General features: G+C 63.3%; 16 protein-coding genes. 7 read left to right on the forward strand and 9 right to left on the reverse strand.

Going from position 1 to position 22929, the window contains the following annotated elements:
• Positions 1–57: 57 nt before the first annotated feature.
• Entirely contained in the window at positions 58–1104 is a 1047-nt protein-coding gene (locus HGI46_RS14915) for an alpha/beta hydrolase (protein WP_240946791.1), read from the reverse strand.
• Between the two features lie 198 nt (positions 1105–1302).
• Here HGI46_RS14915 and HGI46_RS14920 point away from each other — a divergent pair, with 198 nt between their 5' ends.
• Both HGI46_RS14920 and HGI46_RS14925 read left to right on the forward strand, forming a co-directional pair.
• Entirely contained in the window at positions 1303–2808 is a 1506-nt protein-coding gene (locus HGI46_RS14920; RefSeq protein WP_168904882.1) for an aldehyde dehydrogenase family protein, read from the forward strand.
• 37 nt (positions 2809–2845) lie between these two features.
• Entirely contained in the window at positions 2846–4225 is a 1380-nt protein-coding gene (locus HGI46_RS14925) for an MFS transporter (RefSeq protein ID WP_168904883.1), read from the forward strand.
• A 106-nt stretch (positions 4226–4331) separates the two neighbouring features.
• On the opposite strand, the gene HGI46_RS14930 is transcribed toward HGI46_RS14925, so the two are convergent.
• Positions 4332–7280, reverse strand: coding sequence for a TonB-dependent receptor (locus HGI46_RS14930; RefSeq protein ID WP_240946792.1), 2949 nt, complete (start codon positions 7278–7280; stop codon positions 4332–4334).
• Between the two features lie 377 nt (positions 7281–7657).
• On the opposite strand from HGI46_RS14930, the gene HGI46_RS14935 reads away from it, so the two are divergent.
• The 3 genes from HGI46_RS14935 to HGI46_RS14945 all read left to right on the forward strand — a co-directional run bounded on the left by HGI46_RS14935 (position 7658) and on the right by HGI46_RS14945 (position 11649).
• A complete protein-coding gene (locus HGI46_RS14935) occupies positions 7658–8890 on the forward strand; it encodes an MFS transporter (protein ID WP_168904885.1) in 1233 nt (410 codons plus the stop codon).
• Positions 8887–10503 (forward strand): glycoside hydrolase family 43 protein, encoded by a 1617-nt coding sequence (locus HGI46_RS14940; RefSeq protein ID WP_168904886.1) that lies wholly within the window; start codon positions 8887–8889, stop codon positions 10501–10503. Before HGI46_RS14935 ends, HGI46_RS14940 begins: the two co-directional genes overlap by 4 nt.
• An 81-nt stretch (positions 10504–10584) precedes the next feature.
• Positions 10585–11649 (forward strand): LacI family DNA-binding transcriptional regulator, encoded by a 1065-nt coding sequence (locus tag HGI46_RS14945; RefSeq protein WP_168904887.1) that lies wholly within the window; start codon positions 10585–10587, stop codon positions 11647–11649.
• Here HGI46_RS14945 and HGI46_RS14950 read toward each other — a convergent pair.
• A complete protein-coding gene (locus HGI46_RS14950; protein ID WP_206065747.1) occupies positions 11646–12818 on the reverse strand; it encodes a serine hydrolase domain-containing protein in 1173 nt (390 codons plus the stop codon). The genes HGI46_RS14945 and HGI46_RS14950 overlap by 4 nt on opposite strands.
• A gap of 264 nt (positions 12819–13082) precedes the next feature.
• Between HGI46_RS14950 and HGI46_RS14955 the strand changes: the two genes are divergently transcribed.
• Together HGI46_RS14955 and HGI46_RS14960 are read left to right on the forward strand one after the other, a co-directional pair.
• A complete protein-coding gene (locus HGI46_RS14955) occupies positions 13083–14291 on the forward strand; it encodes an FAD-dependent monooxygenase (RefSeq protein ID WP_168904889.1) in 1209 nt (402 codons plus the stop codon).
• A 58-nt stretch (positions 14292–14349) separates the two neighbouring features.
• Positions 14350–15096, forward strand: a complete 747-nt coding sequence (locus tag HGI46_RS14960) for an arylmalonate decarboxylase (RefSeq protein ID WP_168904890.1) — start codon at positions 14350–14352, stop codon at positions 15094–15096.
• A 54-nt stretch (positions 15097–15150) separates the two neighbouring features.
• On the opposite strand, the gene HGI46_RS14965 is transcribed toward HGI46_RS14960, so the two are convergent.
• The 6 genes from HGI46_RS14965 to HGI46_RS14990 form a co-directional block, all read right to left on the reverse strand.
• Positions 15151–15975 carry a kinase gene (locus HGI46_RS14965; RefSeq protein WP_168904891.1) on the reverse strand — a complete coding sequence of 275 codons (825 nt, stop codon included), beginning with the start codon at positions 15973–15975 and terminating at the stop codon, positions 15151–15153.
• 54 nt (positions 15976–16029) lie between these two features.
• Positions 16030–17133 (reverse strand): NAD(P)-dependent alcohol dehydrogenase, encoded by a 1104-nt coding sequence (locus tag HGI46_RS14970; protein WP_168904892.1) that lies wholly within the window; start codon positions 17131–17133, stop codon positions 16030–16032.
• A gap of 80 nt (positions 17134–17213) precedes the next feature.
• A complete protein-coding gene (locus tag HGI46_RS14975; protein ID WP_168904893.1) occupies positions 17214–19856 on the reverse strand; it encodes a TonB-dependent receptor in 2643 nt (880 codons plus the stop codon).
• Between the two features lie 94 nt (positions 19857–19950).
• Positions 19951–20880, reverse strand: coding sequence for an AraC family transcriptional regulator (locus HGI46_RS14980; RefSeq protein ID WP_162896266.1), 930 nt, complete (start codon positions 20878–20880; stop codon positions 19951–19953).
• Between the two features lie 75 nt (positions 20881–20955).
• Entirely contained in the window at positions 20956–21486 is a 531-nt protein-coding gene (locus HGI46_RS14985; protein WP_168904894.1) for a VOC family protein, read from the reverse strand.
• The gene (locus HGI46_RS14990) at positions 21483–22922 is read right to left on the reverse strand and encodes a dihydrolipoamide acetyltransferase family protein (protein ID WP_168904895.1); all 1440 of its coding nucleotides are present in this window, start codon (positions 22920–22922) and stop codon (positions 21483–21485) included. The genes HGI46_RS14985 and HGI46_RS14990 overlap by 4 nt, the downstream gene beginning before the upstream one ends.
• Positions 22923–22929 lie beyond the last annotated feature (7 nt).

The following is a 22929-nucleotide window of genomic DNA, read 5'->3' on the forward strand; positions in this document are numbered from 1 at the left end:
GGGCACCGCAGCTTTGGCTGCTGCGGGCTGATTTAACCGAAGCGCGAACAGGCGTAATCAGGGCGCGGTGGTATCAGCAGGCACGTTCGGCGTCGCTGCCTCGATATAGGCAGCAATCAACTGGGCAATGCGTTCGGGAACCTCCAGCGGAGGATAGTGACCGACATCCGGCATCGACACCCGGGAAATCTGGGCGTTGGAGAGATACCGGCCGATCGCGTTCAACGCGGATTCCGGCAGCAAGGGATCGGCCGTTCCCCAGAGCAGCAGGACCGGCTTGCGCACCTTTGCCATCTCGATGGTTGCCTGCTTGCCATCGCCGATGCGCGCGATCAGGCCGATCAGGTTCTTTTCCGGTACGCGGCGGTAGAAATCGTAATATTCCCTCTGCGTTTGCGCCGAAATGCGCGCGGGATCGCCTGCGAAGAAGGTCAGGAAGTTGCTCCAGAACTCCTGATCGCGAAAGCCCGTTTGCTGGGCGCGATCCATCGCTGCCTTGAGCCCCGTGCTGAGCTTGAGATGGCTCGTGTCCACCGGGTCCGAAGGGGTATTCGAAAGGATCAGGCGTTCGATCATGTCTGGCCGGCGCGCGGCCATGTACATGCCCATCGTGCCGCCGCTGGAAACGCCGGCAAACGTCACCTTGCGGACCTGCAGATGGTCGAGCAGGGCAATCGGAACATCGGTGGGCACGAGAGTCTTGAGAGATTCGTCAGTCGGGCCATCGGACAGGCCATAGCCCGGCAGGTCGAGGCGAATGATGCGGTAGCGGGTCTTCAGCTTGGTGGCGATGACGTCCCATGTGCGCAAAGAACTTTCCGAGCCATGTACCATGAGCAAGGCGGGACCCTTGCGCGGACCTTCGTCCTTGTAGTGGATCTTCAGCCCGCCCACCGTGAAGAAGCGGCTGTTCTTGTCGGCATAGATCCGGCGGAGCTGGTCAACGGTCAGGTAGGGCTTGGACGCAGCAGGTTGCGTCGGGGCTGGGGAAGGCTGCGCAACCGCCACTTGCGGCGCGACCAGGCCGGCCAGCATGGCGAGCGCGAAGGCCGAACGCCGGCTCGCTCCGGTTATCGACTTAAGCAAAGAATGCTGCAAAATCATGCTTCGGCTGTCCTTCCGGCGATAACGCTTAGGCCATTGGCATAAGCATTCCCATCATGCTCCATGCTATTCTCCTCGTTTCAACTGCCGGGGTTTTCGGACAATCTTATCCGCCAAGCGGCTTTTGGCGTATGGCGCTATGGCTGATGCGGGGTCCACGAGGCAGTCAGATCGCATCCAAAGGAGCATCCCAGAGTCATGGCTTTCGATCTCGCGAATCTTCGCCCCGGCAACGTCGAATTTCTTGCGCGCCGTGCGCGTGGTGAAGGACTGCTGATTGGTGGCGAGTGGCGCAAGGCTGAAGGCGGCGCCGATTTTGCCACGCTCGATCCGGCGACCGGTGCCGAGACCGGGCGCATCGCTGCGGCCAGCCCGGCTGATGTCGATGCCGCCGTGGAAGCAGCTCGCGGCGCCTTGGCCGTGTGGAAGGCAACGGTTCCGGTGGAAAGGGCCCGCATCCTGTGGAAGGTCGCAGACCTGATCGAGGCTCATATCGACGACCTTGCAGAGCTTGAGACACTCGACCAGGGCAAGCCGCTGTTCGTGGGACGGTGGGCAGAGATCCCGGGGGCGGTCAACCAGTTCCGCTTCTTCGCCGGACAGGCCATGGCGATCGAAGGCCACAGCCTTGAAAGCTCGATCAATTATCAGCCCGCCGGCCGGCAGATGCGTACCTGGACAGTACGTGAACCCGTCGGCGTGGTAGCGGCGATCGTGCCGTGGAATTCCCCGCTGGTGCTGACCGCGATGAAACTCGCGCCCGCCCTGGCAGCGGGCTGCACCGTCGTGCTCAAGCCGGCCGAAGATACCTCGCTCACCGCAATCCGCCTTGGCGAACTGATGGTCGAGGCTGGCGTGCCCGCCGGTGTGCTCAACGTCGTCACCGGCCTCGGCGGACAGACCGGGGCGACGCTTGCTGCGCATCCCCATGTCGACAAGATCGCCTTCACCGGATCGACCGCGACGGGACGCGCCGTGCTCGATGCGGCCAAGACGAACTTCAAGCGCGTCACGCTGGAGCTTGGTGGCAAGTCGCCTTCGATCGTGTTTCCCGATGCCGACATGGCCATCACCGTGCCGGGCGTGGCCAATGCGATCTTCTTCAACGGTGGGCAGGTGTGCATCGCCGGGTCGCGGCTATACGTTCACCGCTCGGTCCACGATCAGGTTGTCGAGGGCGTCGCGGCATATGCCAAGGGGCTGAAGATCGGCCATGGCCTGCTGCAGGACACGCAGATGGGACCGGTTGTCTCGGCCCGCCATGCCGAGCGCGTCGAGGGCTTTCTCCAGCGCGCGAAGGGCGAAGGCGCGACCATGCTGACCGGCGGCGAGCGCACTGGCGATGCCGGCACGTTCATCACCCCGACCGTTGTGGTTGACGTGAAGCCCGACATGGAAATCGTGCGCGAGGAAGTGTTCGGACCGGTTCTTGTCGTCCAGTCGTTCGATGACGAGGAAGAAGTCATCGCCGCCGCCAATGCCAGCGATTATGGCCTTGCTGCCAGCGTCTGGACCGAGAGCCTCTCTACCGCGCACCGCATGTCTGCCGACATCCGTGCCGGCACGGTCTGGATCAATTGCCACGCCATGTATGATGCCTCGCTTGCCATTGGCGGGGTGAAGCAATCGGGCTGGGGCCGTGACAGCGGGCGGCAGGCGATGGACAACTACCTCGAATGGAAGACGGTCTGCGCCTGCGTCTGACGCTTCGTCCTGTCCCAAGAACACCCGGATCCCAGCCATGAACGCCAGCCTCGCCGCAAATTCCACCATGCCCGACGAGGTGCCGACGGGCGTCGTCCTGCGCTATGGCGTCGGCCAGTTGGGCGCGCAGGTGTTCCGCGATACGCCAGCGGTGCTGCTGCCGCTGTTCATGACGACCATGCTGGGCGTGCCGGCGTGGCTTGCGGGACTTGTGGTGCTGCTGCCCAAGCTCTGGCTGATCGTCTGCGATCCGTTGGTCGGGGCCTGGTCGGACCGGATGAAGACGGCAATTGGCCGCACGCCCTTTCTGATCGCCGGAGCGGTCGGCACGACGCTGGGCTTCATCGCGCTCTTCGCCTTCACTGAATACCCAAGCCCGTATATCGCCGCCGCAGCGATCTGCGCCCTGTTCTTCCTCGCCTCGACAGCGTTCAGCGTCTACTCTGTGCCTTACCTGGCCATTGCAGCAGAGCTTTCCAGCGATCCGCACCAGCGCAACCGCATCATGGTGCTGCGCATGTTCTTCGCAACGATCGGAGTGCTCGTCGGCGTGGGCCTTGCCCAGCCGGTGATCGAGCATTTCGGCGGCGGCGCGGCCGGTTGGCATGCGATGAGCTGGATCTTCGGGGGCCTGTGCCTCGTGTCCATGCTCACCACGGCGAGCGGCCTGCGCCGGGTGCCGCTGATCAATGCAGGTGCCGTGCCCGGATCACTGCTTGACCAGTTGCGCACTGTTGCCGCCAACAAACCCTATCTCGTTCTCCTTGCCACGACCTTCGTTTCGAACACCGGGCAGGCGGCGAGCTACACCGTCATCGGGTTCGTGTTTCTCTACGTGGTTCAGGCGATCTGGCTGATCCCGATCTTCATCCTGTGCATGTCTGCCGCCAGTCTTGCTTCGCAGCCGCTGTGGCTGTGGTTGCCAAAGCGCATCGGCAAGCCGCGCGCATATGTTCTTGCCGCTGCAATCTGGGCAGCGGTGACGATCACCTGGCTTTGGGTCGGCAAGGGCGGGGTCGATGTTGCCACGCTACCGGGCGGGCAGCCGGTCAACACTCAGCATCTGCTGATCCTGCTGCGCGCGGTGATCATTGGCGCGTTCAACGGCGGGTTCATCCTGCTTGCCCTGTCGATGATGACCGATACGGTCGACTATCAGCGCCGCATGCAAGGGGTGGCAAACGAGGGCGTCTTTGCCGGGCTGTTCTCCGCCATGGAAAAGCTGGCGTTTGCCCTTGGCCCGGTCATCGCCGGGATCGTGATGAGCGCGTTCGGTTTCGTCTCGTCCACGGGTGGTGCTGCCGCGCAGAGTGAGAGCGCGCTTACCGGCATCATCCTGCTTTACAGTGCAATCCCGGCCACCTTGCAGGTGATCGCCCTGTTGATCTTCAGCCGCTACCGCTTGCCCGAAGCCTGACAAAACAGGGGGCCGGGCCATGTCGTTCCGGGAGGGTGTGGAACGGCATGGCCCGGTCTGCGCGGCGGCGTGTGGTGGGTAGGTCCGCCGCGCGAGGGAAGATGGATCAGAAGCGGAAGCGGACCCCAGCGCGATAGATCCGGCCAAGCCCGTCGTAGAGCGCGGGGTTGGAGAAGATGTTGGTCCTCGCCGGGGCATTGTCGAACACGTTGTCGACCTTGGCGTAGGCGACGATCTCCTTGGTGATGTTCACGCTGCCACCGATGTCGAGGTAGAATGCGCCCGGCAGGAAGTTCTGGTCGATCGTCGGACGCTGCGAGGTGGAAGCCGGGCAGGTGCCCGCCGAGCAGACCACGTACTGGTTGCCGATCACGCCGTCGCTGAACCAGCGCTCCTGCACCAGAAGCGAGAACTTGTCGTTCTCGTAGCTTTGGATCAGCAGGAACTTCCAGTCCGGCGTCGCGCCATTGTTGTTGCCTGCCGTGTCAACCGGCAGCGTGCCCGGAAGGCCGGTGTCGGTGATGAACTTGATCACGTGCGTGGCAAGGCCGCGGAAGGTGAAGCTGCCTGGCAGGCCAAGCGGCTGCTGCCACCGGTACGACGCTTCGATGTCAAACCCGCTGGTGTTGATCGAGGCGAGGTTGAACGCCTGCACGTTGATGAAGTTCGGACCGTTGGTGTTGCTCAGGTTGAACGCGCTGCAGGTGGAAAGCAGCACCTTCTGGAAGCAGAGCTGGACGATGTCGTTGGCGCCGAGGCTCGAGATCACGTCCTTGATCTTGATCTGATACCAGTCGAAGGAGACGTTGAGGCCCGGCAGCCATGAAGGATTGGCCAGTGCGATGCCCGCAGTATTGTTCCGGGCAAACTCCGGCGTCAGCGCGGTGTTGCCGATGGTGTTCTGGATCGCCAGCACGTTCGAATTGGTGAACGGATCGAAGAAGTTGGGCAGCGTGGTGGTGACGGGCGCCGCGAACAGTTCCGACAGGTTGGGCGCACGCACATCGCGCGACATCACGCCGCGAACGCGCAGGCCATCAACAGGCAGGTCCCAGGTGCCGCCAACCTTCCATGCCCAGACAGTGCCTGAGGTGCTGTAGTCCGTCACGCGGCCGGCGGCGTTGATGTTGAGCTTGCCGGTACCGTCAGAATTGAGGATCGGCACGTCAACTTCGAGGTAGGCCTCCTTGACGGTATAGGTGCCGTTGCCGTTCTTGTAGTTGCCGGCGTACCAGTTGTTGCCGCCCTGGATCAGCAGCGGATCAGCAGGGTAGTCACCACCGGCAGGCGTGTTGGCAAAACCGGCGCCATAGGGGTCGGCAGTCACGCGGTAATGCTCGCGCCGCCATTCGCCACCGAAGGCGACCGAAAGCGGGCCGGCCCAGAGTTCGACCGGCGAGCCCGAGAAGTTGATGCTGGCCACGTCCTGTGTCTGGCGCGTGCGCTGGTAGGGCCCGGCTTCGGGCATGATGTAGTTCCGGGCGGCTTCCGAAGCCTTGTCTCCGAAAATGTTCAGCGGTACGCAGCCGTTGGCACGGGCTACGGCGCTGCGGCAGACGATCACGCCGTTATCTAGGACCGCATCGATCGCGTTGTTGAAGCGGTTGCTCAACAGGATGTTGTCGACGTCGATGCGGGTATGGTTGACGCCGTGCTCGTAATAGGTGTCGTAAGTCCACTCGGTGCCGCCGATTTCGGCAGCACCCTTGGCGCCAATCACCGCACGCACTTGCTCGCGATCGGTATGGACCTGTGTATTGCCGAGCGAGGCATTGCTGGTGCCGAAGCGGAAGCTGGTGATTCCGGCATTAGCACAGGCCGTGGCAATGCTTCCCGGAAGATAGGGGTTTGAGCACTGGATCGTCAGGCCGGGCCGGTTCTGGCCGTTGACCGGCTGGTTCTGGGTCTTCACCCGGCCATAGTTGAATGTCGCATAGACCTCGCTGCCCGGCGTGAATTCGAAGCCGACACGGCCATAACCGTTGTAGCGGTCGATCCGTGACTTGAGCGAGCGGCCCGCATCGACGTTGCCAGTCAGGTCACCGCCAAGGCAGAAGCCGGGGAAGCAGCCGGTGATCGTGCCTGCGGCGTTCTTGTCGGGAACACCGTTCGAACCGTACTGGAACTGGAAGGGGTTGCCCGCAGCGTCGAACGCGATGCCCTGCAGCGGACCTGCGGTGATCAGGCCGTACTTGGTGAATGTGGTTGACTGGGCAAAGTCGCGCAGGAGAAACTGGGGCGAACCATCATTGAGCACGCCGCGGTTGATCAGCGTGGTCTGCTTGAACCAGTCGCGCCCGTTGGCAAGGCCGATGCCCCACTCGCCACCACCGACGCCGCCTTCGTGTGAATATTCGACGTTACCGATCACGCGCAAGCGGTCATCCGCAAAGGCAGTACCGAAGGCGAGCTGGGCCACGGCCTGCTCGTCATCGCCATAGTTGGTGATGCCGCCCTGGATGTTGCCCTTGATCCCCTTGAAGCGGGTATCGGTGATGAAGTTGACCACGCCGCCAACAGCATCGGAGCCATAAGACGCCGAGGCACCACCATTCACCACGTCGACACGCTGCGTGAGCAGCTGCGGGAACAGGCTGATGTCGGGAACGCCCGTCACGTTGGCGCCGACGACGCGCTGGCCATCAAGCAGCGTCAGCGTGCGGATCGTGCCGACGCCGCGCAGCGAGAAGGAGCTCAGGCCCTGCGCGCCGCTCGAGGTGCTGAAGGTGTTGACCTGCGTGCCGCTTGATCCCTGCAGCGACGGCAGCTGGGAGATCGTGGTGAAGATATTGGGCTGGGCGTTCGCGGCGATCTGTTCGCTGCCGATCACCGTAGTCGGCGTCGGAGCGGTAAAACCGCTGGTATTGATGCGCGATCCGGTGACGATGATCTCCGCCGCGCTCGGCCTGTCGTCAGCCTGATCCGCATCCTGGGCGGCGACAGTGGGCGTAGCCGCATCCTGTGCGCTGGCAGCGATCGGTGTGAGTGCGGCAATCGCCACGACCCCAAGCGATGCGCCTTGCAGCAGCAGGCGACGACAATTCGGCAAGTTCAACAACATCCCACTCCTCCACATAGAATTTCGTGTGCGCCGCATCGCATCGCGCGGCGTTTTTCACTGACAAGTAGGATCGGGAAGGGTTTTCGCCGGTGTCTGCCGTACGCCGCGCCGAGTTTCTGAAAGCTTCAACCCTGCGAGTCGATGGCTTGGCGTATCCTCCCCGATCCTTGGTATTCCGGGGCTTTACTAAGCGACTTTCCCCGATTAGTGGTAACGTTAACGCATTTTCCTCTAGGTCGCGATTCCACTCTTGTCAATAGTCTGACAAATTGGCATTGCGTTCGAGGGAGCAAAGATGCCTGCTGGTGCCCGATCGGCATCGCTAGGCAGAAAATCGTGGTTTGGGAGATACTTGGTTGCCAGGCTTGAGGATGACCCGAATCCGGTGGACGATCATTGCGCTTTTCGTTGGCGCGATGGTTCTCAACTATCTGGCGCGCTCGGTCCTGGGCGTCGCTGCGCCTGTCGTGCTGGAAGAGCAGGGCATAACCAGCGAACAATATGGCTGGATCACCGGCGCCTTCCAGCTTGGCATCATGCTGCAGCCGCTGGCCGGATATTTCCTCGACAGCGTCGGCCTGCGCGTCGGCTTCGCGATCTGCGCAGCGGCGTGGTCGCTCATCACGATGGCCCACGTCTTCGCCTCCGGTTGGCTGAGCTTCGCGGCGTTGCGCGGTTTGCTTGGCCTTGCCGAAGGATCGGCGCAGCCGGCAGGGCAGAAGCTCGTCGCCACCTGGTTCCCGGCGCGTGAACGGGGCACGGCCGGTGGCATCTACAACATCGGTGCATCGTTCGGTGCCGTCTTCGCCCCGCCGCTGGTCGCCTGGGCCGTACTGGCGTACTCCTGGCGCGCGGCTTTCGTTGTGGCCGGCGGCCTTGGCCTGCTGTGGGTCATGCTCTGGCTGTTCTGGTATCAGAGCCCGGACCGGCACCGTCGCATCGACGCGGATGAGCGGGAACTGATCGCCAAGGGGCAGGAAGCGCATCTCGCCGCCACAGGGGAGCGCCCCTCGATCCCGGAGATCCTGCGCCGCCGCAACCTGTGGGGCATCGCCCTGCCGCGGCTGCTGGCCGATCCTGTCTGGGGCATGCTGTCGTTCTGGATGCCGCTCTATCTCGCGCGGGTTCACCATTTCGACCTGACGCAGATCGCCATCTTTGCATGGCTGCCATTTCTCGCTGCCGATCTTGGCTGCCTGTTCGGCCCAGCGGTAGCGTCAGCGCTCAACCGGCGCGGCGTCGACCTTGTCGATGCTCGGCGATTCGCGTTCACGTTGGGCGCAGTGATGATGACCGGCATGGCCTTCGTCGGCATGGTCAGCAGCCCCTACGTTGCCATCGCACTGCTTTGTCTTGGCGGATTTGCCCACCAGACGCTGTCGGTCACCATCATCACCATGGCGTCCGACCTGTTCCGCCGTAATGAGGTGGCCACCGCCGCCAGCCTGGCCGGCCTTGCCGCCAATCTCGGCGTCCTGATCTTCTCGCTCCTGCTTGGCGGGCTGGTCGACCGCGTCGGCTACGAACCCTTCTTCATCGTTCTGGGCTTGCTCGACCTTATCGGCGCGGCCCTCCTCTGGACCTTGGTGCGAAAGCCCGCATGACCCATTTCGCCAATCCCGTTCTCCGTGGCTTCAACCCGGATCCGTCCATCGTCAGGGTCGGTGACGACTTCTACATCGCGACGTCGACCTTCGAATGGTTTCCGGGGGTGCAGATCCACCACAGCCGCGATCTCGTCCACTGGAGAACTGCCGCCCGCCCGTTGCGCCGCGCCAGCCAGCTCGACATGCGGGGCGATCCCGATTCCTGTGGCGTATGGGCGCCTGACCTCACCTACGCGCATGGCCGGTTCTGGCTGATGTTCACCGATGTGAAGCGCTATGGCCAGACCACCGTCAACGGCGCTACGGGCGCGTCGCTTCGAGACTTTCACAACTACCTTGTCGCCGCGACCGAGATCGATGGCGAGTGGTCCGATCCGGTTCACCTCAACAGCAGCGGGTTCGATCCCTCGTTGTTTCACGATGACGACGGACGGACGTGGCTGGTAAACCTGCTGTGGGATCATCGCCCTGGCCGCAGCCGGTTCGGCGGCATCATGGTGCAGGAGCTCGATCGCCAGACGATGCGTCTTGTGGGCAAGCGCCGCGTTGTCTTTGGTGGGACCGAGCGCGGCTTTACCGAAGCTCCTCATATCTACAAGCGCGACGGCTGGTACCATATCCTCGTGGCCGAGGGTGGGACGGGTTGGGACCATGCTGTGGTCATGGCACGGTCGCGCGATCTTTTCGGGCCTTACGAAGTCCATCCCGATGGTGCCGTGCTGACTTCGGCCGGTCGCCGGGAGGGGAATCTGACGCGCGCGGGCCATGGCGATCTTGTCGATCTGCCCGACGGCAGCACCTGGATTGCCTATCTCTGCGGCCGACCATTGCCGGGCCTGGAGCGCTGCGTTCTCGGGCGTGAGACTGCGGTTCAGCCGATGGTCTGGTGTGACGATGGCTGGCTGCGGACCGCGGCGGGCGACGGCGCGCCTGACCCCTCGCCACCGCTCCCGCCGCTGAAGGCAGCCCCGGAGATTGCCGATCCGGATTGGGATGGCTCATTTGAGGCAGGTGATCTGCCGCTCCCTCTGCAGTGGCTCCGTTCCCCCCGGCCTGAGCGCCTGTTCAGCCTTTCAGCGCGGCCGGGCTGGCTGCGGCTCTATGGTCGCGAGACGGTCGGAAGCTTTTTCGAACAGGCGCTCGTCGCACGCCGACAGGAGCATTTCGCATTTGAAGCCAGCACGTTGCTCGAGTTCGATCCACAGGATTTCCAGCAGTCCGCGGGGCTCGTCTGCTATTACAACAGCACCAAGTTTCACTACCTCAATGTTACCGTCGAAGGGGAGCGCCGCCAGTTGCAGGTGCTTTCCGCGGTGCCGAACGAGGAGACGGCTGCGCACGTCGTCGCCGAAGAGCTGCCCGATGGCCCGGTCGAGCTGCGCGTCGAGGTTTCGGGGCCTGATCTTCGCTTCAGCTGGCGTTGCGGTGATGATGGGTGGATCGCGTGGCCGCATGTTCTCGATGCCAGTGTGCTGTCGGACGAGGTATCGCTGCCAGGCCTGCCCAACTTTACAGGAACGTTTGTCGGCATTGCTGCGCAGGATTTGTCGGGCGACGGCGCCCATGCCGACTTCCACTTCCTGCGATACCGCCGGAACGACTTTTCCTGACCAAAGCATTTGCCAGGTATCGTTATCGCCAACCTGTGTTAACGTACAACCACGTTCGAACAAGGATATGTCTGATTTAATATGAAGCAGGGCAGAGGGCGGGGCCGGGACCAGAGTGGCGATAGCGAACGCCAGCAGCGCGGCGCCACCGTGATCGATGTGGCCGCACGCGCCGGTGTCTCGGCGATGACCGTGTCGCGCGTCATCAACGGGCAGGGCAGGGTAAAGGCCGAAACGCGCGAGGCGGTGGAGAGAGCGATCGCTGAACTCGCCTATGTTCCAAATGTTGCCGCCCGCAGCCTCGTCAGGTCGACAGAACTGCGCATCGGCGTAGTCTATTCCAACCCCAGTGCCACTTTCATGAGCGATTTCCTCACAGGGGTTTATGAAGAGGCATCGGCGCGGGGGGCGCGGCTTATCCTCGTCAAAGGCGAGGGCGGCCAACCGCCATCCGAGGAAGCGCTGCGCGAACTGGTCCGGTCTGGCGTGCTTGGTGTGCTGGTTACCCCTCCGCTGGGCGAATCGCCCCGCGTCCTGCGCATCCTTGGTGAGGCAGGACTGCCTATCGCCGCGGTGGGTGCCTATGGCACGACCGGCGTGATCCGCGTTCGCATTGACGACCGCAAGGCCGCCTGCGAAATCACCCGCCTGCTGATCGGCCTCGGCCATCGCCGCATCGGCTTCGTCCTCGGCAACCCTGACCAGTCAGCCAGCGCCGAGCGCATGGCCGGATTCCACGACGCCGTGCGCGAGGTCGAAGGCGTGGAAACGATGGTGGTTGCCGGCGACTACCGCTACGAATCCGGCCTTGTCGCCGGCGAACAATTGCTCGGCAGCGACACCCCACCCACTGCGATCTTCGCAAGCAACGACGAGATGGCCGCCGCTGTGGTTTCTGTCGCGCACCGCCGCCAATTGCACGTGCCGGATGAACTCACCGTCGTCGGCTTTGACGATACCACGGCAGCTGTCATGCTGTGGCCGCCGCTTACCACCGTGCATCAGCCCGTCCATCGCCTCGCCAAGGAGGCGCTGAGCCTGCTGGTGCAGGAGATTGCCTCGGGCACACCTGCGTCGGCCAACGGGCGCGACGTCATCCTCGATCACGAGATCGTCGTGCGCCAGTCCAGCGCGCCACCAGCCTAGCGCCGGGTCAACCCGCGGATCAGCGTGTTTGGCAGAAACGCATTGTCCCATTCCGCGCTGCCGTTTTTGGGTGCAGGAGGCGTCGGCCCGACCCGTAGGGTGATCAGCCGATGCTTCGGGCTGATCGCCACGATCTGGTTGGAGTTGCCATCGAACAGGTACAGGTCCGGATCGAGATAGGGTTCGGAATGAAGCACTTGCGGCCCCAATGTACCCGGAGCGCCAAAGCCACGACGCTGGTGGTAAGGTTCACCGATCCAGATGCCGAGGCCGAAGTTGGGATTCTGGGCCGTGCCCTTGCGCATTTCGGCGACATAACCCTTTGGTAGCAAACGCTTGTTTTGCCACTTGCCATCATCCAGCAGCAGCACGGCCATGCGCAGGTAGGTATCTGCCGGCAGAAAGGTGCAGCAGCCGGAATGGGCAAGGCCGCCCGGTTTGCCGACCCAGATCCTGCCGCCTTGCGCGCCTAGCGGAGCAAGCACTTCGCGGCTGAGAAAGTCGCCATAGCGCTGCCCGGTCGCGCCTTCGATGACCATCCCGACAAGGTCGCTCGGCGCATTGGCATAGGAATAGCGCGTGCCCGGCTCATAAGGCATCGGATAGCTCTCGATGATCCGCTGGCCGAATTCGGTGTCGAGCAGAGCAGAATTGTAGGGATGCGCAGGGTCGGGGCTGAACCCTTGGTCGAGCATGCCTGATCGCATGTCGAGCAGGTAGCGGATGGTGATCTTCGCTTTCGGCGTACCTTTTGCCGAAGGGATGAAATCGGCAATGGACTGGTCGAGGGAGCGGATCTTGCCCAATGCCATCGCCCGGCCGACTGCAATGGCGGTCAGCGGCTTCGACAGCGACTTGGAGACCAGAGGCGTTCGGGCATCCACCCCCTTGCCGTACCATTCGTTTTCAATCCGGCCATCGCGCCAGACGATGAAGGCGCTGCTGTTCATCGCTTGCGCATAGGCGCGCGCCTTCTCGAGAGCCTCGGGCGCAATGCCGCTCTGTTTCGCGCTTGCCTTCGGCAACGGTTTCCAGCGGCTGGTACCGGCGAGAGGTTCCATGGGGGCATAGGGAAAGTTGCCCGGGTCCTTGATGAAGATGGCAAGGCGCTCGTCAAAGACGGCGCGCGAGTCGGACCAGTCGGGCTGTGCCACCGCATTTGTGCCCATTATGGCAACAAAGAGACCAGTTTGCGCAATTCTACGTGCGATACGAGTCGTCTTCATGGCCATTCCCCATTCTGCGGCCTGATCCCGACGTTTCTGCGCCAGCGGCCGTGTCTGCAGTTGTCCGAATTTCTGCGTGATTGCGCGCGATCTCCGTCGCTTGCCCGGCTTTATCACCGCAAGGCGGATAGTTTGGTGGCTTTCGCAACCTCCCGCAGCGGCCCGGTCCATACCCCGTACCAGAAGTTAGATTGGAGTCCGCTGGATATGACAGGGGTTGAACGGTGCCAGGTGGCGATTGTCGGAGCTGGTCCCGTAGGGACGGTTCTGGCCACGCTGCTGGCCCAGGCGGGGGTTGATGTGGTCGTGCTCGAATCGGGCGAGGACTGTGCGCAGGATCTGCGCGCGTCCACGTTCCACCCGCCGACGCTCGAAATGCTCGATACCATCGGCATCACGCCGATGTTGCTGGAAAAGGGCCTGAAGGCGCCGGTCTATCACTGGCGTGATCGCACCACTGGCGAAGTGATCGATTTCGACCTCAGCGAGATCGACGACGTCACCCGCTATCCTTTCCGCATCCAGTGCGAACAGTATCATCTGTCTCGCGCGCTGGCTGGCGGCCTGGAAAAATACTCGAACGCCAAGATGCATTTCAGCACGCGCTTGCTGACCTTCAAGCAGGATGAAAGCGGCGTCGATCTGTGGGCTGAAACGCCCTATGGCATCAATCGCCTGCGTGCCGAATTCCTGATCGGGGCTGACGGCGCCAATTCGATCGTGCGCAAGTGGCTCGGCATCGAGTTCGACGGGTTCACTTACCCGGAACGCTTCCTGTGCCTGTCGACCGACCTTGAGCTGGCCGATCACCTGCCGAACCTGGCCTACGTGAATTACGTGTCCGATCCCAAGGAATGGCTGGTTCTGCTGCGCGTGCCATCGCTGTGGCGCGTGCTGGTGCCGACCGATGGCTCGCTCAGCGATGAAGAGTTGCGGTCCGACAAGATCAAGAACGGCATTTTCGATCGTCTCGTTGGCGATGGCGCTTCGGTAAAGACTGAGCACCGCACGCTCTATCGCGTGCACCAGCGCGTGGCCAAGTCGTTCCGCGAAGGCCGCGTCATGCTCGTCGGCGATGCCGCGCACCTCAACAATCCGCTGGGCGGCTTCGGCATGAACTCGGGCGTCCACGATGCCTTCAACCTGTTCGAAAAGCTCGAGCCGGTGCTGAAGGGCAAGGCTGCGATGGAGCCAAGCCTTGCACTCTATGATCGCCAGCGCCGCGAGGTGACGCACAGCTTCACCCAGATGCAGACCAAGGAAAACATGGCCTTCATCAAGGGCGGACAGGACGGGGCACATGAAGCGCGCCGGGCCAAGATGCTGGAAATCAAGAACAACGACGAAACCCGCCGCAACTATCTGATGCGGCAAGCCATGTTCGACAGCCTCGCCCAGGCGGCTGCGATCGTTTGATGCGAAGCAGCGTCGCGGTGGTGGGACTGCGGCGCGGCTTTTTCCGGAGACAAATCCAATGGTTGACGTCCAGGGTTACCGCGCCTGTCTCGGCGTGATTGCCCCTTCCACCAACACCACCGTCCAGCCCGACATGGAGCGCATGCGCCCTGCCGGCGTGACCAATCACTTCTCCCGCATTTTCGTGGAAGACCCGGTCGCCCTCTCGAACGAGGATTTCATCGCCGGCACGACGGCGATTGCCGAAAACACGATGGACGCGGTGCGTTCCGTGATGACCCTGCGGCCGGAATATCTGGTGCTCGGCATGTCCGCGATCACGTTCTACGGCGGTGTCGAGGGCGGCAAGAAGTTCAAGGCCGAGGTCGAGGAACTGGCAGGCGTTGGCGCCTCGACCGGATCGGAATCGGTGGCGGCAGCGCTTCATGCCTATGGTAACGTCAAGACGGTCAGCTTCGTCTCGCCCTATTACCCCGTAGCGAACGCTGAAGTGCGCCGCTTCCTTGAGGAATCCGGTTTCTCGGTGGTGCGGGACGTGCCCCTGCAGTGCAAGCGGTGGACCGACATCGCCAAGGTAACGCCGCAGCGTCTGCGCGAGGTGATCGACCATCTCAACGGTAGCGACGTCGACGCAATCGTGCAGGTCGGCACGAACCTCTCGATGGTCAGCCTTGCGGCGGAGTACGAACGCAAGCTCGACAAGCCGGTGATCGCGATCAACACCGCGACTTACTGGCACGCCCTGCGTACCCTGGGCATCACCGACCGGATCGAAGGCCTCGGAAGACTCCTCTCGGAGTTCTGAGGCCAAGGGTGCGCGCACGGTTCTCCATCCGCAGACGCGCACCCAACCCGGTCTTCAGCGATTGACCTTCACAGAAATCGGCTGTCGCAGCGCGTCGAGGGCAACGACAAGATCGGGCCGCGTCGGCATTTCTTCGAGAATGTGGCGCGTGATCCGTTCGTAGAACATCACGAAACGTTCAACCGCCCTCCGGTCCATAAGGCCCGAAACGTCACGGCCTTCGCTGGTCAGTGCGCGGCGCAAGGTTTCCTCCTGCTCCAGACGCCACTCGGCCACGACATCAAAGCCCGGGGCCTGCAGCAGCACCAGCATGTCGAACTTCGCGAAGAACGCCTGATACTGCCCGGCCAGGCAGGCGTTCACGTGATTTCGCCAGATCGCATCAGGGTCTTCGTCCCGTTCCAGCGCGTTGACGGGCGCCGCGAGCAGACTGGCATGCTGCGGCCGCGCGCCGACGCACCAGCCTTCGAACAGGACGATGTCGACGGGGGTGTCGACCTTGCGCCAGTCCGACTGAGCCACCGGTTCGTCCTTCGCCTTGTCAAAAGCCGGCAAGGCCACGCATCCTGCCTCGCCCAGCGCATCGATGATGCGAATGCCTGCGGCAATGTCATGCGTGCCCGGAACACCGCGCACGGCAAAGAGCGGATGGACATTCCTGGCCAGGAGCTGCCGGTCAGCCCTGGTCAGGTAAAGATCGTCAAGTGACAGTGTCACCGTGCGCAGGCCGAGATGCTCCATGCGCTCGGCCAGCAGGCGGGTGGTCCACGTCTTGCCGGAACCTTGCGCGCCGCAGATGCCGACCACGAAGGGACCGTGGCGGTCCGGCGGAAGTCGATCGACAATGTCTTCGGACAGAATTTCGACGGTGGTTTTCATGCGGTGTCCTTGCCGTGAACACCGATTATCAGGCGCGCGGGATGGCGCCGCAACCTAGAACCGCAGGATCGGCTTTACCACGCGTCCCGTTTCTGCAGCCGCAAACGCCTCGGATATTTCGTCGAAGCCAAACCATTCGACAAGGCGGTCGAACGGGAAGCGGCCGGCGCGATAGTGTTCGATCAGTTCTGGGATGAAGCTTTGCGGATCGGCGCTGCCTTCGACAACGCCGCGGATCACGCGGCCCGCGCTCATGACGTGGGTGGTATCGGCGCGAACCTCGGTGCCGGGCGCATAGGCACCGACCAGCGCGATCTCGCCCCGCGGTGCGAGGGCAAGGATCGCGGCATTGACCAGCGATGCGATGCCGGTCGTATCGATGATATAGTCGAACCCCGTCGGGCAGCCCGCTTCTGTTGCCAGTGCCACAAAATCTTCCCTGCTGCGCAAGGCGTGGGTTGCGCCAAGGTCGATGGCAAGGTCTAGCCGCGTCGGATTGACGTCTATCGCGGCAATCGTTCCTGCGCCGGCGATGCGCGCCGCCATCACCGCAGACAGGCCCACCGCGCCCACTCCGATTACCGCAACGCTCGATCCGGCGCGCACGCGGCAAGCGTTGAGCACCGCGCCCGCGCCGGTCTGGATGCCGCAGCCCAGGGGGCCGAGCAGTTCGATCGGCAAATTCTTCGCCACCTTCACAGCATTGCGCCGGTTGACCACGGCGTAGGTTGCAAACGACGATTGGCCGAAGACATGGCTGTGCACCGCAGCGCCGCCTGTGTCCCTCAGTGCGGTTGAGCCATCGGCGCGCGCGCCGAAGAAATTCAGTGGTACCCATGAGTGGCAATAGGCAGGTGCCTGTTCATCGCAGCTAGGGCAGTGGCTGCACGACATGAAGCTCAGCACCAAGTGATCGCCCACTGCCAGATCGGTCACCTCGGTGCCGACCGCTCGGACGACGCCCGAACCTTCGTGACCCAGCACTACGGGAAGCGGCACCGGCAAGTGCCCGTCGCGCATCACCATGTCCGTGTGACAGATGCCGACGCCGCGCATCTCCACGAGCACTTCGTCGGCGCGCGGAGCGTCGATTGTGACAGTCTCGATCCGTGGTGCTGCGCCCGCTGTGCGCAGGACGGCGGCCTTGGCGGTGGTCATGGCAGATTTCCTGTGAATGACAGAAGCGATGGCGGCGGGGCCCCACCCATGAGTAACAATCTGGGCGGGGCTCCGGACGATCAGAACTTGAAGCCGACGCGGGCGTACCATTCGCGGGGCCGGTTATAGCTGCCGAAGTAAACCCCGGCTGCATCGTTCGCGCCTGCCGAAACGAGGTAGCGCTCGTCGGTCAGGTTCGTGCCGCCCACGGTCAGGTCCCACTTGCCGCCCGGTTCGCGATAGGTGAGGCTGGCGTTGACGATGTCGATCGATTGGCGGCGCAGTGGCAGGTAGCGCGCCACATCATTCCACACCGCGCTCTTGTGCGTCCAGTCCGCCAGAAACACCAGCGATCCGCCGTTGCCAAGGCCAAGCTCGTAGCGAGGCGCAAGGTTGGTCGACCACTTCGCGGTCTTGGGCAGCTGTCCGCCGACCACGGCCCCTTCGCGCAGGCCAGGGATCGGCCCTGCCACGTCAGGCCGCAGGACGCTGGCCGAAAGCGCTGTGAAATAGGCATCGAGATAGCCGACCGAAGCGTTGATCGTCAGACCCTTGACCGGAGCGACGATGGCTTCGATTTCAACGCCCTTGATCCGCGCCGTACCGGCGTTGTCGATGGTGGGCGAAGTGCCGACCTGCTGGTTAAGCTGGACGTTCTTGTAATTGGTGGTGAAGGCCGCGACGTTGACCTGCAGGCGCCGGTCGAGCCAGGTGGACTTCACGCCCACTTCGTAGGTCTCGGCAAGTTCCTCGTCGAAATCGGGCGCGACGTTGCCCTGCGGGTTGGTCAGGCGGGTGGTCCAGCCGCCGGTCTTGTAGCCTTCCGAATAGCTGCCATAGACCATCACGTCGTCGCTGGGGTGCAGTTGCACGCCGATCTTGGGCGCGAAGTTCGAGAAGGTCTTGCGGTTGACGCCGGGCACATAGACCCGAACCGGATTGGCCGGATCAGGGAACGACAGGGCGGCAAAGCAAGGCGGGCCGCCTGCAGCCTGGGGCGGGGCCAGCGGGAAATCACCGAACGGGAAGATCGTGCCCGCAGCATTCGCGCAGCCGAAGAACTTGTAGTTGCCGCCGTTCAGGTCCTGCTGCCCGCCTTCGAACAGCTTCGTTTCCTTGGTGTAACGTCCGCCCAGCGTAATGCCGATCCAGTCGTTCACGCGAAAATCGACCTGGCCGAAGAACGCATAGTTCTTGGTATCGAAGCTGTTCGGGCCATCGACCTGCAGGAGGCCTTCGTCGAAGGTCACGTAATCGTGCAAGTCCCCGTCTTCCTTGAAGTAGTAGGCGCCGGCCACGAAGTTCAGCTTGCCGTCGAGCAGGTTGGACCCGAGCAACTGCACTTCCTGGCTGAACTGCTGCTGGTTCTGGCTGAAGGTCAGCTCCAGCATCGAAAGCGGCGAACCGTCGAGGTCAGATCCCGCCTTCCAGTTGGTCTTGCGGTAGCTGGTGATCGAACGGACCATCAGGCCGTCGGCAAGGTCATACTCCAGATTGCCGGCAAAACCCCACGCGCGCAGCTTGTTGAGCGTGGGACCGGTGGCATAGGTCTTGTCAGGATCGCCGGTGATGAAGCGCCCATCCCACGGCAGGCGGTTGTTGGTCGGGTCGGCGTCGGTGTTGACGCCTGCCAGCGAACCGAGGAGACGACCGGGGTTGACGCTGGTGCCTCGCGCTCCGCAAATCGCGCTGGCGCCGCGTGCGGCGATTTCCGCCTGCGTCGAACCGATGCAGAAGTTGTAGAGCCCGGCGAAGAGGAAGCCGCCTGCCGGATTGATCGGGTTGATGCCGGTTCCGGGCAAGGGGTTGGTCGGCGCAAACGGTCCCGGCGGGAAGGACACGCCCAGCAGCGAGTTGTTCTGCCCAGAGGAATCCTGGTTGGTGTAGTCACCCGAAAGTGTTGCGCGGAAGGCACCGCCATCGTCCCACCGCAGCTTGCCGCGCAGGCTCATGTTGTTGTCCGCGCTCTGACGGCTGGAGGTCGAATAGTCGGCGTTGTTGAATGACGTGAAGGGATCGGAATTGGCAATCGCGCGCATTTCCGCGGCTGTGCCGACATAGGGAATGCGCTTCTGGAAGCCGCTGCGGCTGGTGACCGCGCCGGTGAGCGAAGCCGCAAGGCTCTCCGTCAGCGGCAGGTCGATGGTGGCGCGGGCGCGCAGCAGGTCGAAGCTGCCGGTGGTGAGGTCACCGGTCAGGCGGAACTCCCTGCCCGGATTGTGCGTGACGATCGAGATCGCCCCGCCGATGGTGTTGCGGCCGAACAGCGTGCCTTGCGGGCCTTTCAGAACCTCGATCCGCTCGACATCCGGCAGGTCCTGATTGGCGCCAACGGTACGGGCCAGGAACACCCCGTCGAGGTAGATGCCGACGCCCGGATCGATGTTGAACGCAAAATCGTCCGAGCCGATGCCGCGGATCGTCGCCGAAAGCACTGCGGACGAGCCCGAGAACGGCGTGCCGCCATCAAGGTTGACGTTGGGCGCGATGCCGCTGAGCGCCGAGATGTCGGCCACGGCGCGCTCCTTCAGGGCGGTGCCCCCGAAAGCCGAAATGGCAATCGGCACGTCCTGCACGTTCTCGACCCGCTTCTGGGCGGTGACGACGATCTCCTCGATGCCACCGTCATCATTGGCCTGCGCAGTTTCCTGCGCAAATGCTGGCACAGCGAGAATGGATGCAGCAAGCGCAACGACGCTAGCCGAGGTGAATCGAGCCTTCATGCGGAACCTCCCATGTTTATGGGATCGGTCTAGCTGTCCGGTTCAAAACTGCCTGTCCGGGCGCGCAGAAAACCGGACGGAAGCGCAAGGACCATCAGTTCATGCGGCGATAGTGGCTGGGCGTGGTGCCGAAATGCTGCTGGAACCGGCGGGCGAAGTGGGCGGAATCGGCAAAGCCGCACTCGATGGCAATTGTGGTGACGCTCGTACCGGGCTCGCCCACGAGCCTTTTTGCTGCGCGGAGCAGACGGCGGCGCATGATCAGGGCGCTTGGCGTGGTTCCGGCACTGGCCGCAGCGGCTTGCAGCGTGCGCAAGGGAACTCCGAGGCTGGTTGCCAGAGCCGATGCGTTGAACTCAGTATCGCCGATCCGTTCCAGAATGATGGCTTCGGCACGCGTCACCAGGCCATTGGTTGGCGCCTCCATCACTTTGCCGCTGCCTTCGATGCACGAAGCGATCATTTCGCCGACGATTCCGGCATGCATTTGCCAATGCGCATCGGGCAGAACTTCGGGGGCTTCCTGCCACAACGAAGACATGTAGCGATGAGCAAGTCGGGTCGAGGGCAATTGCCCGGAAATGCGCCGTGCAACGAAATCGTCGATATGGGGCAGGCGCTCGGCCAGCGTTTGCCGGTCGAACTCCACCACCATCATCTCGTGCGTCGTGCTGGTGTCGAAGCGATAGAACTCCTCAGCCGCGCACAGCACCATGTCGCCTTCCGTCAGATCGACGGTCCGGCCACGCTGCTCGAGCCTGACGTCGCCCCGAGTGAGGAAGTGAGCAACCAGGGATTGATCGGTCGGACGCGTCGAACGCTCAGCATGGCGCGAGATCACCGCAGCGCGTGAATAGGGCCGAACCATGCGCAGCGTCCCCATCTGCCACACCGTCAGCCGCGCATCGAAGCGATCGCGCGGAGCATCGACCACCATGCCGGTGTAGGTCGAGGAAATCAGATCGTTCCAGTAATCGAGCCTCTCGACCGGAGCGAGTGTGCGGGTGCTGAGAACTTCGAGCATGGTTTTACCGCCGGTTTCAGGACTCTCCGGCGGCATTGTTATAGACTATAGCAACGTCTGCCAAGCTTGCGCTTGTCAGCCCAGCTTGCGCAGCGGTTCCGAGCCGTCCCAGTCCTTCCCGGCATCCTTGATCATCTGGAAGATGCCATCGGCGCCGGTCATGTTCTGGAGCAGTTCGATCACGTGGCCGGGGCCTTTCCCGGGATCGACGTAGATCACTTCGCCATCGGCGCCGACCTTGCCCTCGACCAGTATCGTTGCGCCCGCCTCGGCGCAGGCCGCGCGGGCTTCCTCGATGGAATCGACGAAGATGCAGATGTGGTGGAGGCTGTCGGTCACCGCATATTCGCCTGTGTAGATCGACGGTTCGCCGTTCTCGGGACGGATCAGCTCGATCTGCACATCGCCCCAATAGGCGATGGCGATGGAGAAGACGGCGCCGGTGGGCACGCCCTTGTATTTGCAGTCCCCGAGCGCGACGTTCTCCATAAGGTAGAACGGGCCGACGCCCATCGTCTCGGTCCAGTACCTGACCGCCGCATCGAAATCCTGCGGCAGGTAGGCGAGCTGGCCGACGGGGCCGAGCTTTGTGATTGCGCGGGTCATTGGAACAGCCCTTCCGGTGCTTCAAGCAGGCCTTTCAGCGTCTGCAGGAACTGTGCGCCCGCCGCGCCGTCGATGGCGCGGTGGTCGACCGACATGGTCAGCTGGATGCGGGTTTCGAAGACGATGTCGCCGTTGTCCGCCTCCACCGCCACGCGGTTCGCGCCGCCGACGGCAAGAATCGCGCCCTGCGGCGGGTTGATGATCGCATCGAACTGCTCGATCCCGAACATGCCGAGGTTTGAGACGGAGAAGGTGCCCCCGTCCATGTCATCGTAGCCGAGCTTGCCGGCCTGCGCCTTGTCGATCAGGGCGCGGGTGGTTGCCGCGATCTGTGCGATGTGCATGCGGTCTGCTTGCCGCACGATCGGGGTAACGAGGCCCTTGGGGCTGGCCACCGCGATGGCCACGTCGGCGTGCGGGAACGAATGGACGCTATCGCCATGGACCTGCACGTTGACGTCCGGATGCCTGACCAGCGCCAGCGCCACGGCCTTGACGATGTAGTCGTTGATCGACGCCTTCGTGCCGAGTACGAGGTTTGCCGTCTTGCGCAGGGCCATCAGCTCATCGACCGTCGCCGAGACGCGCAGGTAGAAGTGCGGGATGGTCTGCTTGGCTTCGGTCAGGCGGCGGGCGACGACCTTGCGCACCTTGTCGAACGGCTGGACCTGCGGCTGATTGCTGACCAGCTCGAACGGCGCACCGAACACCGGCGCGGCAGCGGTGGTCGGCTTGACCAGCGCGAGCACGTCGGCCTTGGAGATGCGGCCGCGCGCGCCGGTGCCCTTGATCCCCGCAAGCGCGATCCCGTGCTGCGCGGCGATGCGGCGGGCGAGCGGCGAGGCGAACGCCTCGGGGCTGTCCTCGACCAGTTGCGCGCTGCCCTTGAAGGACAGGGCCCGTTCCGGGCGCAGGGCCTGAACCACATCCTGATAGGTGATGCGCCCGTTGCGCCCCGAACCTTCTATCGGTTCGATGTCGACGCCTTCGGCCTCAGCCAGCTTCAGCGCCTCTGGGCTGATCGCGCGATTGGTGACGATCTTCTTTGGCTCACGCGCCGGGGCCGGAGCCGCTGCGGCAGGGGTTGCCGTTGCCGCAGCTGGCGCAGAACCACCGCCCTTGGCCGCGACAGAGGTCTCGGCGGGCTTGAACCCGGCGATGAACTCTTCAATTTCGGCGTCCGAGGTGTCGGCGTCGGCGAACACCGCCAGAAGCGCGCCCACCGGATGCGCGTCATCGCTGGCAGGCGTCAGCAGGCGCTTGAGCACCGCGTCGTATTCGGCTTCGACCTCATTGGTGATCTTGGCGGTTTCGATCAGGCACAGGACCTGGCCCTTGGAAAAGGCCTCGCCTTCCTTGACCATCCATTCGGCGATCGTGCCCTCGGTCATCTCGATGCCCCATTTGGGCATGCAGAACGGGCGGATATTGGCCATGTCGCGT

The organism is Novosphingobium sp. ERW19 (assembly GCF_012641315.1).
Classification (GTDB): domain Bacteria; phylum Pseudomonadota; class Alphaproteobacteria; order Sphingomonadales; family Sphingomonadaceae; genus Novosphingobium.

What these genes read in the sequence shown, in the direction of transcription:
- HGI46_RS14915 (WP_240946791.1), bottom strand. Translation starts at nt 1,104, where the DNA reads ATGATTTTGCAGCATTCTTTGCTTAAGTCGATAACCGGAGCGAGCCGG.
- HGI46_RS14920 (WP_168904882.1), top strand. Translation starts at nt 1,303, where the DNA reads ATGGCTTTCGATCTCGCGAATCTTCGCCCCGGCAACGTCGAATTTCTT.
- HGI46_RS14925 (WP_168904883.1), top strand. Translation starts at nt 2,846, where the DNA reads ATGAACGCCAGCCTCGCCGCAAATTCCACCATGCCCGACGAGGTGCCG.
- HGI46_RS14935 (WP_168904885.1), top strand. Translation starts at nt 7,658, where the DNA reads ATGACCCGAATCCGGTGGACGATCATTGCGCTTTTCGTTGGCGCGATG.
- HGI46_RS14940 (WP_168904886.1), top strand. Translation starts at nt 8,887, where the DNA reads ATGACCCATTTCGCCAATCCCGTTCTCCGTGGCTTCAACCCGGATCCG.
- HGI46_RS14945 (WP_168904887.1), top strand. Translation starts at nt 10,585, where the DNA reads ATGAAGCAGGGCAGAGGGCGGGGCCGGGACCAGAGTGGCGATAGCGAA.
- HGI46_RS14950 (WP_206065747.1), bottom strand. Translation starts at nt 12,818, where the DNA reads ATGGGCACAAATGCGGTGGCACAGCCCGACTGGTCCGACTCGCGCGCC.
- HGI46_RS14955 (WP_168904889.1), top strand. Translation starts at nt 13,083, where the DNA reads ATGACAGGGGTTGAACGGTGCCAGGTGGCGATTGTCGGAGCTGGTCCC.
- HGI46_RS14960 (WP_168904890.1), top strand. Translation starts at nt 14,350, where the DNA reads ATGGTTGACGTCCAGGGTTACCGCGCCTGTCTCGGCGTGATTGCCCCT.
- HGI46_RS14965 (WP_168904891.1), bottom strand. Translation starts at nt 15,975, where the DNA reads ATGAAAACCACCGTCGAAATTCTGTCCGAAGACATTGTCGATCGACTT.
- HGI46_RS14970 (WP_168904892.1), bottom strand. Translation starts at nt 17,133, where the DNA reads ATGACCACCGCCAAGGCCGCCGTCCTGCGCACAGCGGGCGCAGCACCA.
- HGI46_RS14975 (WP_168904893.1), bottom strand. Translation starts at nt 19,856, where the DNA reads ATGAAGGCTCGATTCACCTCGGCTAGCGTCGTTGCGCTTGCTGCATCC.
- HGI46_RS14980 (WP_162896266.1), bottom strand. Translation starts at nt 20,880, where the DNA reads ATGCTCGAAGTTCTCAGCACCCGCACACTCGCTCCGGTCGAGAGGCTC.
- HGI46_RS14985 (WP_168904894.1), bottom strand. Translation starts at nt 21,486, where the DNA reads ATGACCCGCGCAATCACAAAGCTCGGCCCCGTCGGCCAGCTCGCCTAC.
- HGI46_RS14990 (WP_168904895.1), bottom strand. Translation starts at nt 22,922, where the DNA reads ATGGCCAATATCCGCCCGTTCTGCATGCCCAAATGGGGCATCGAGATG.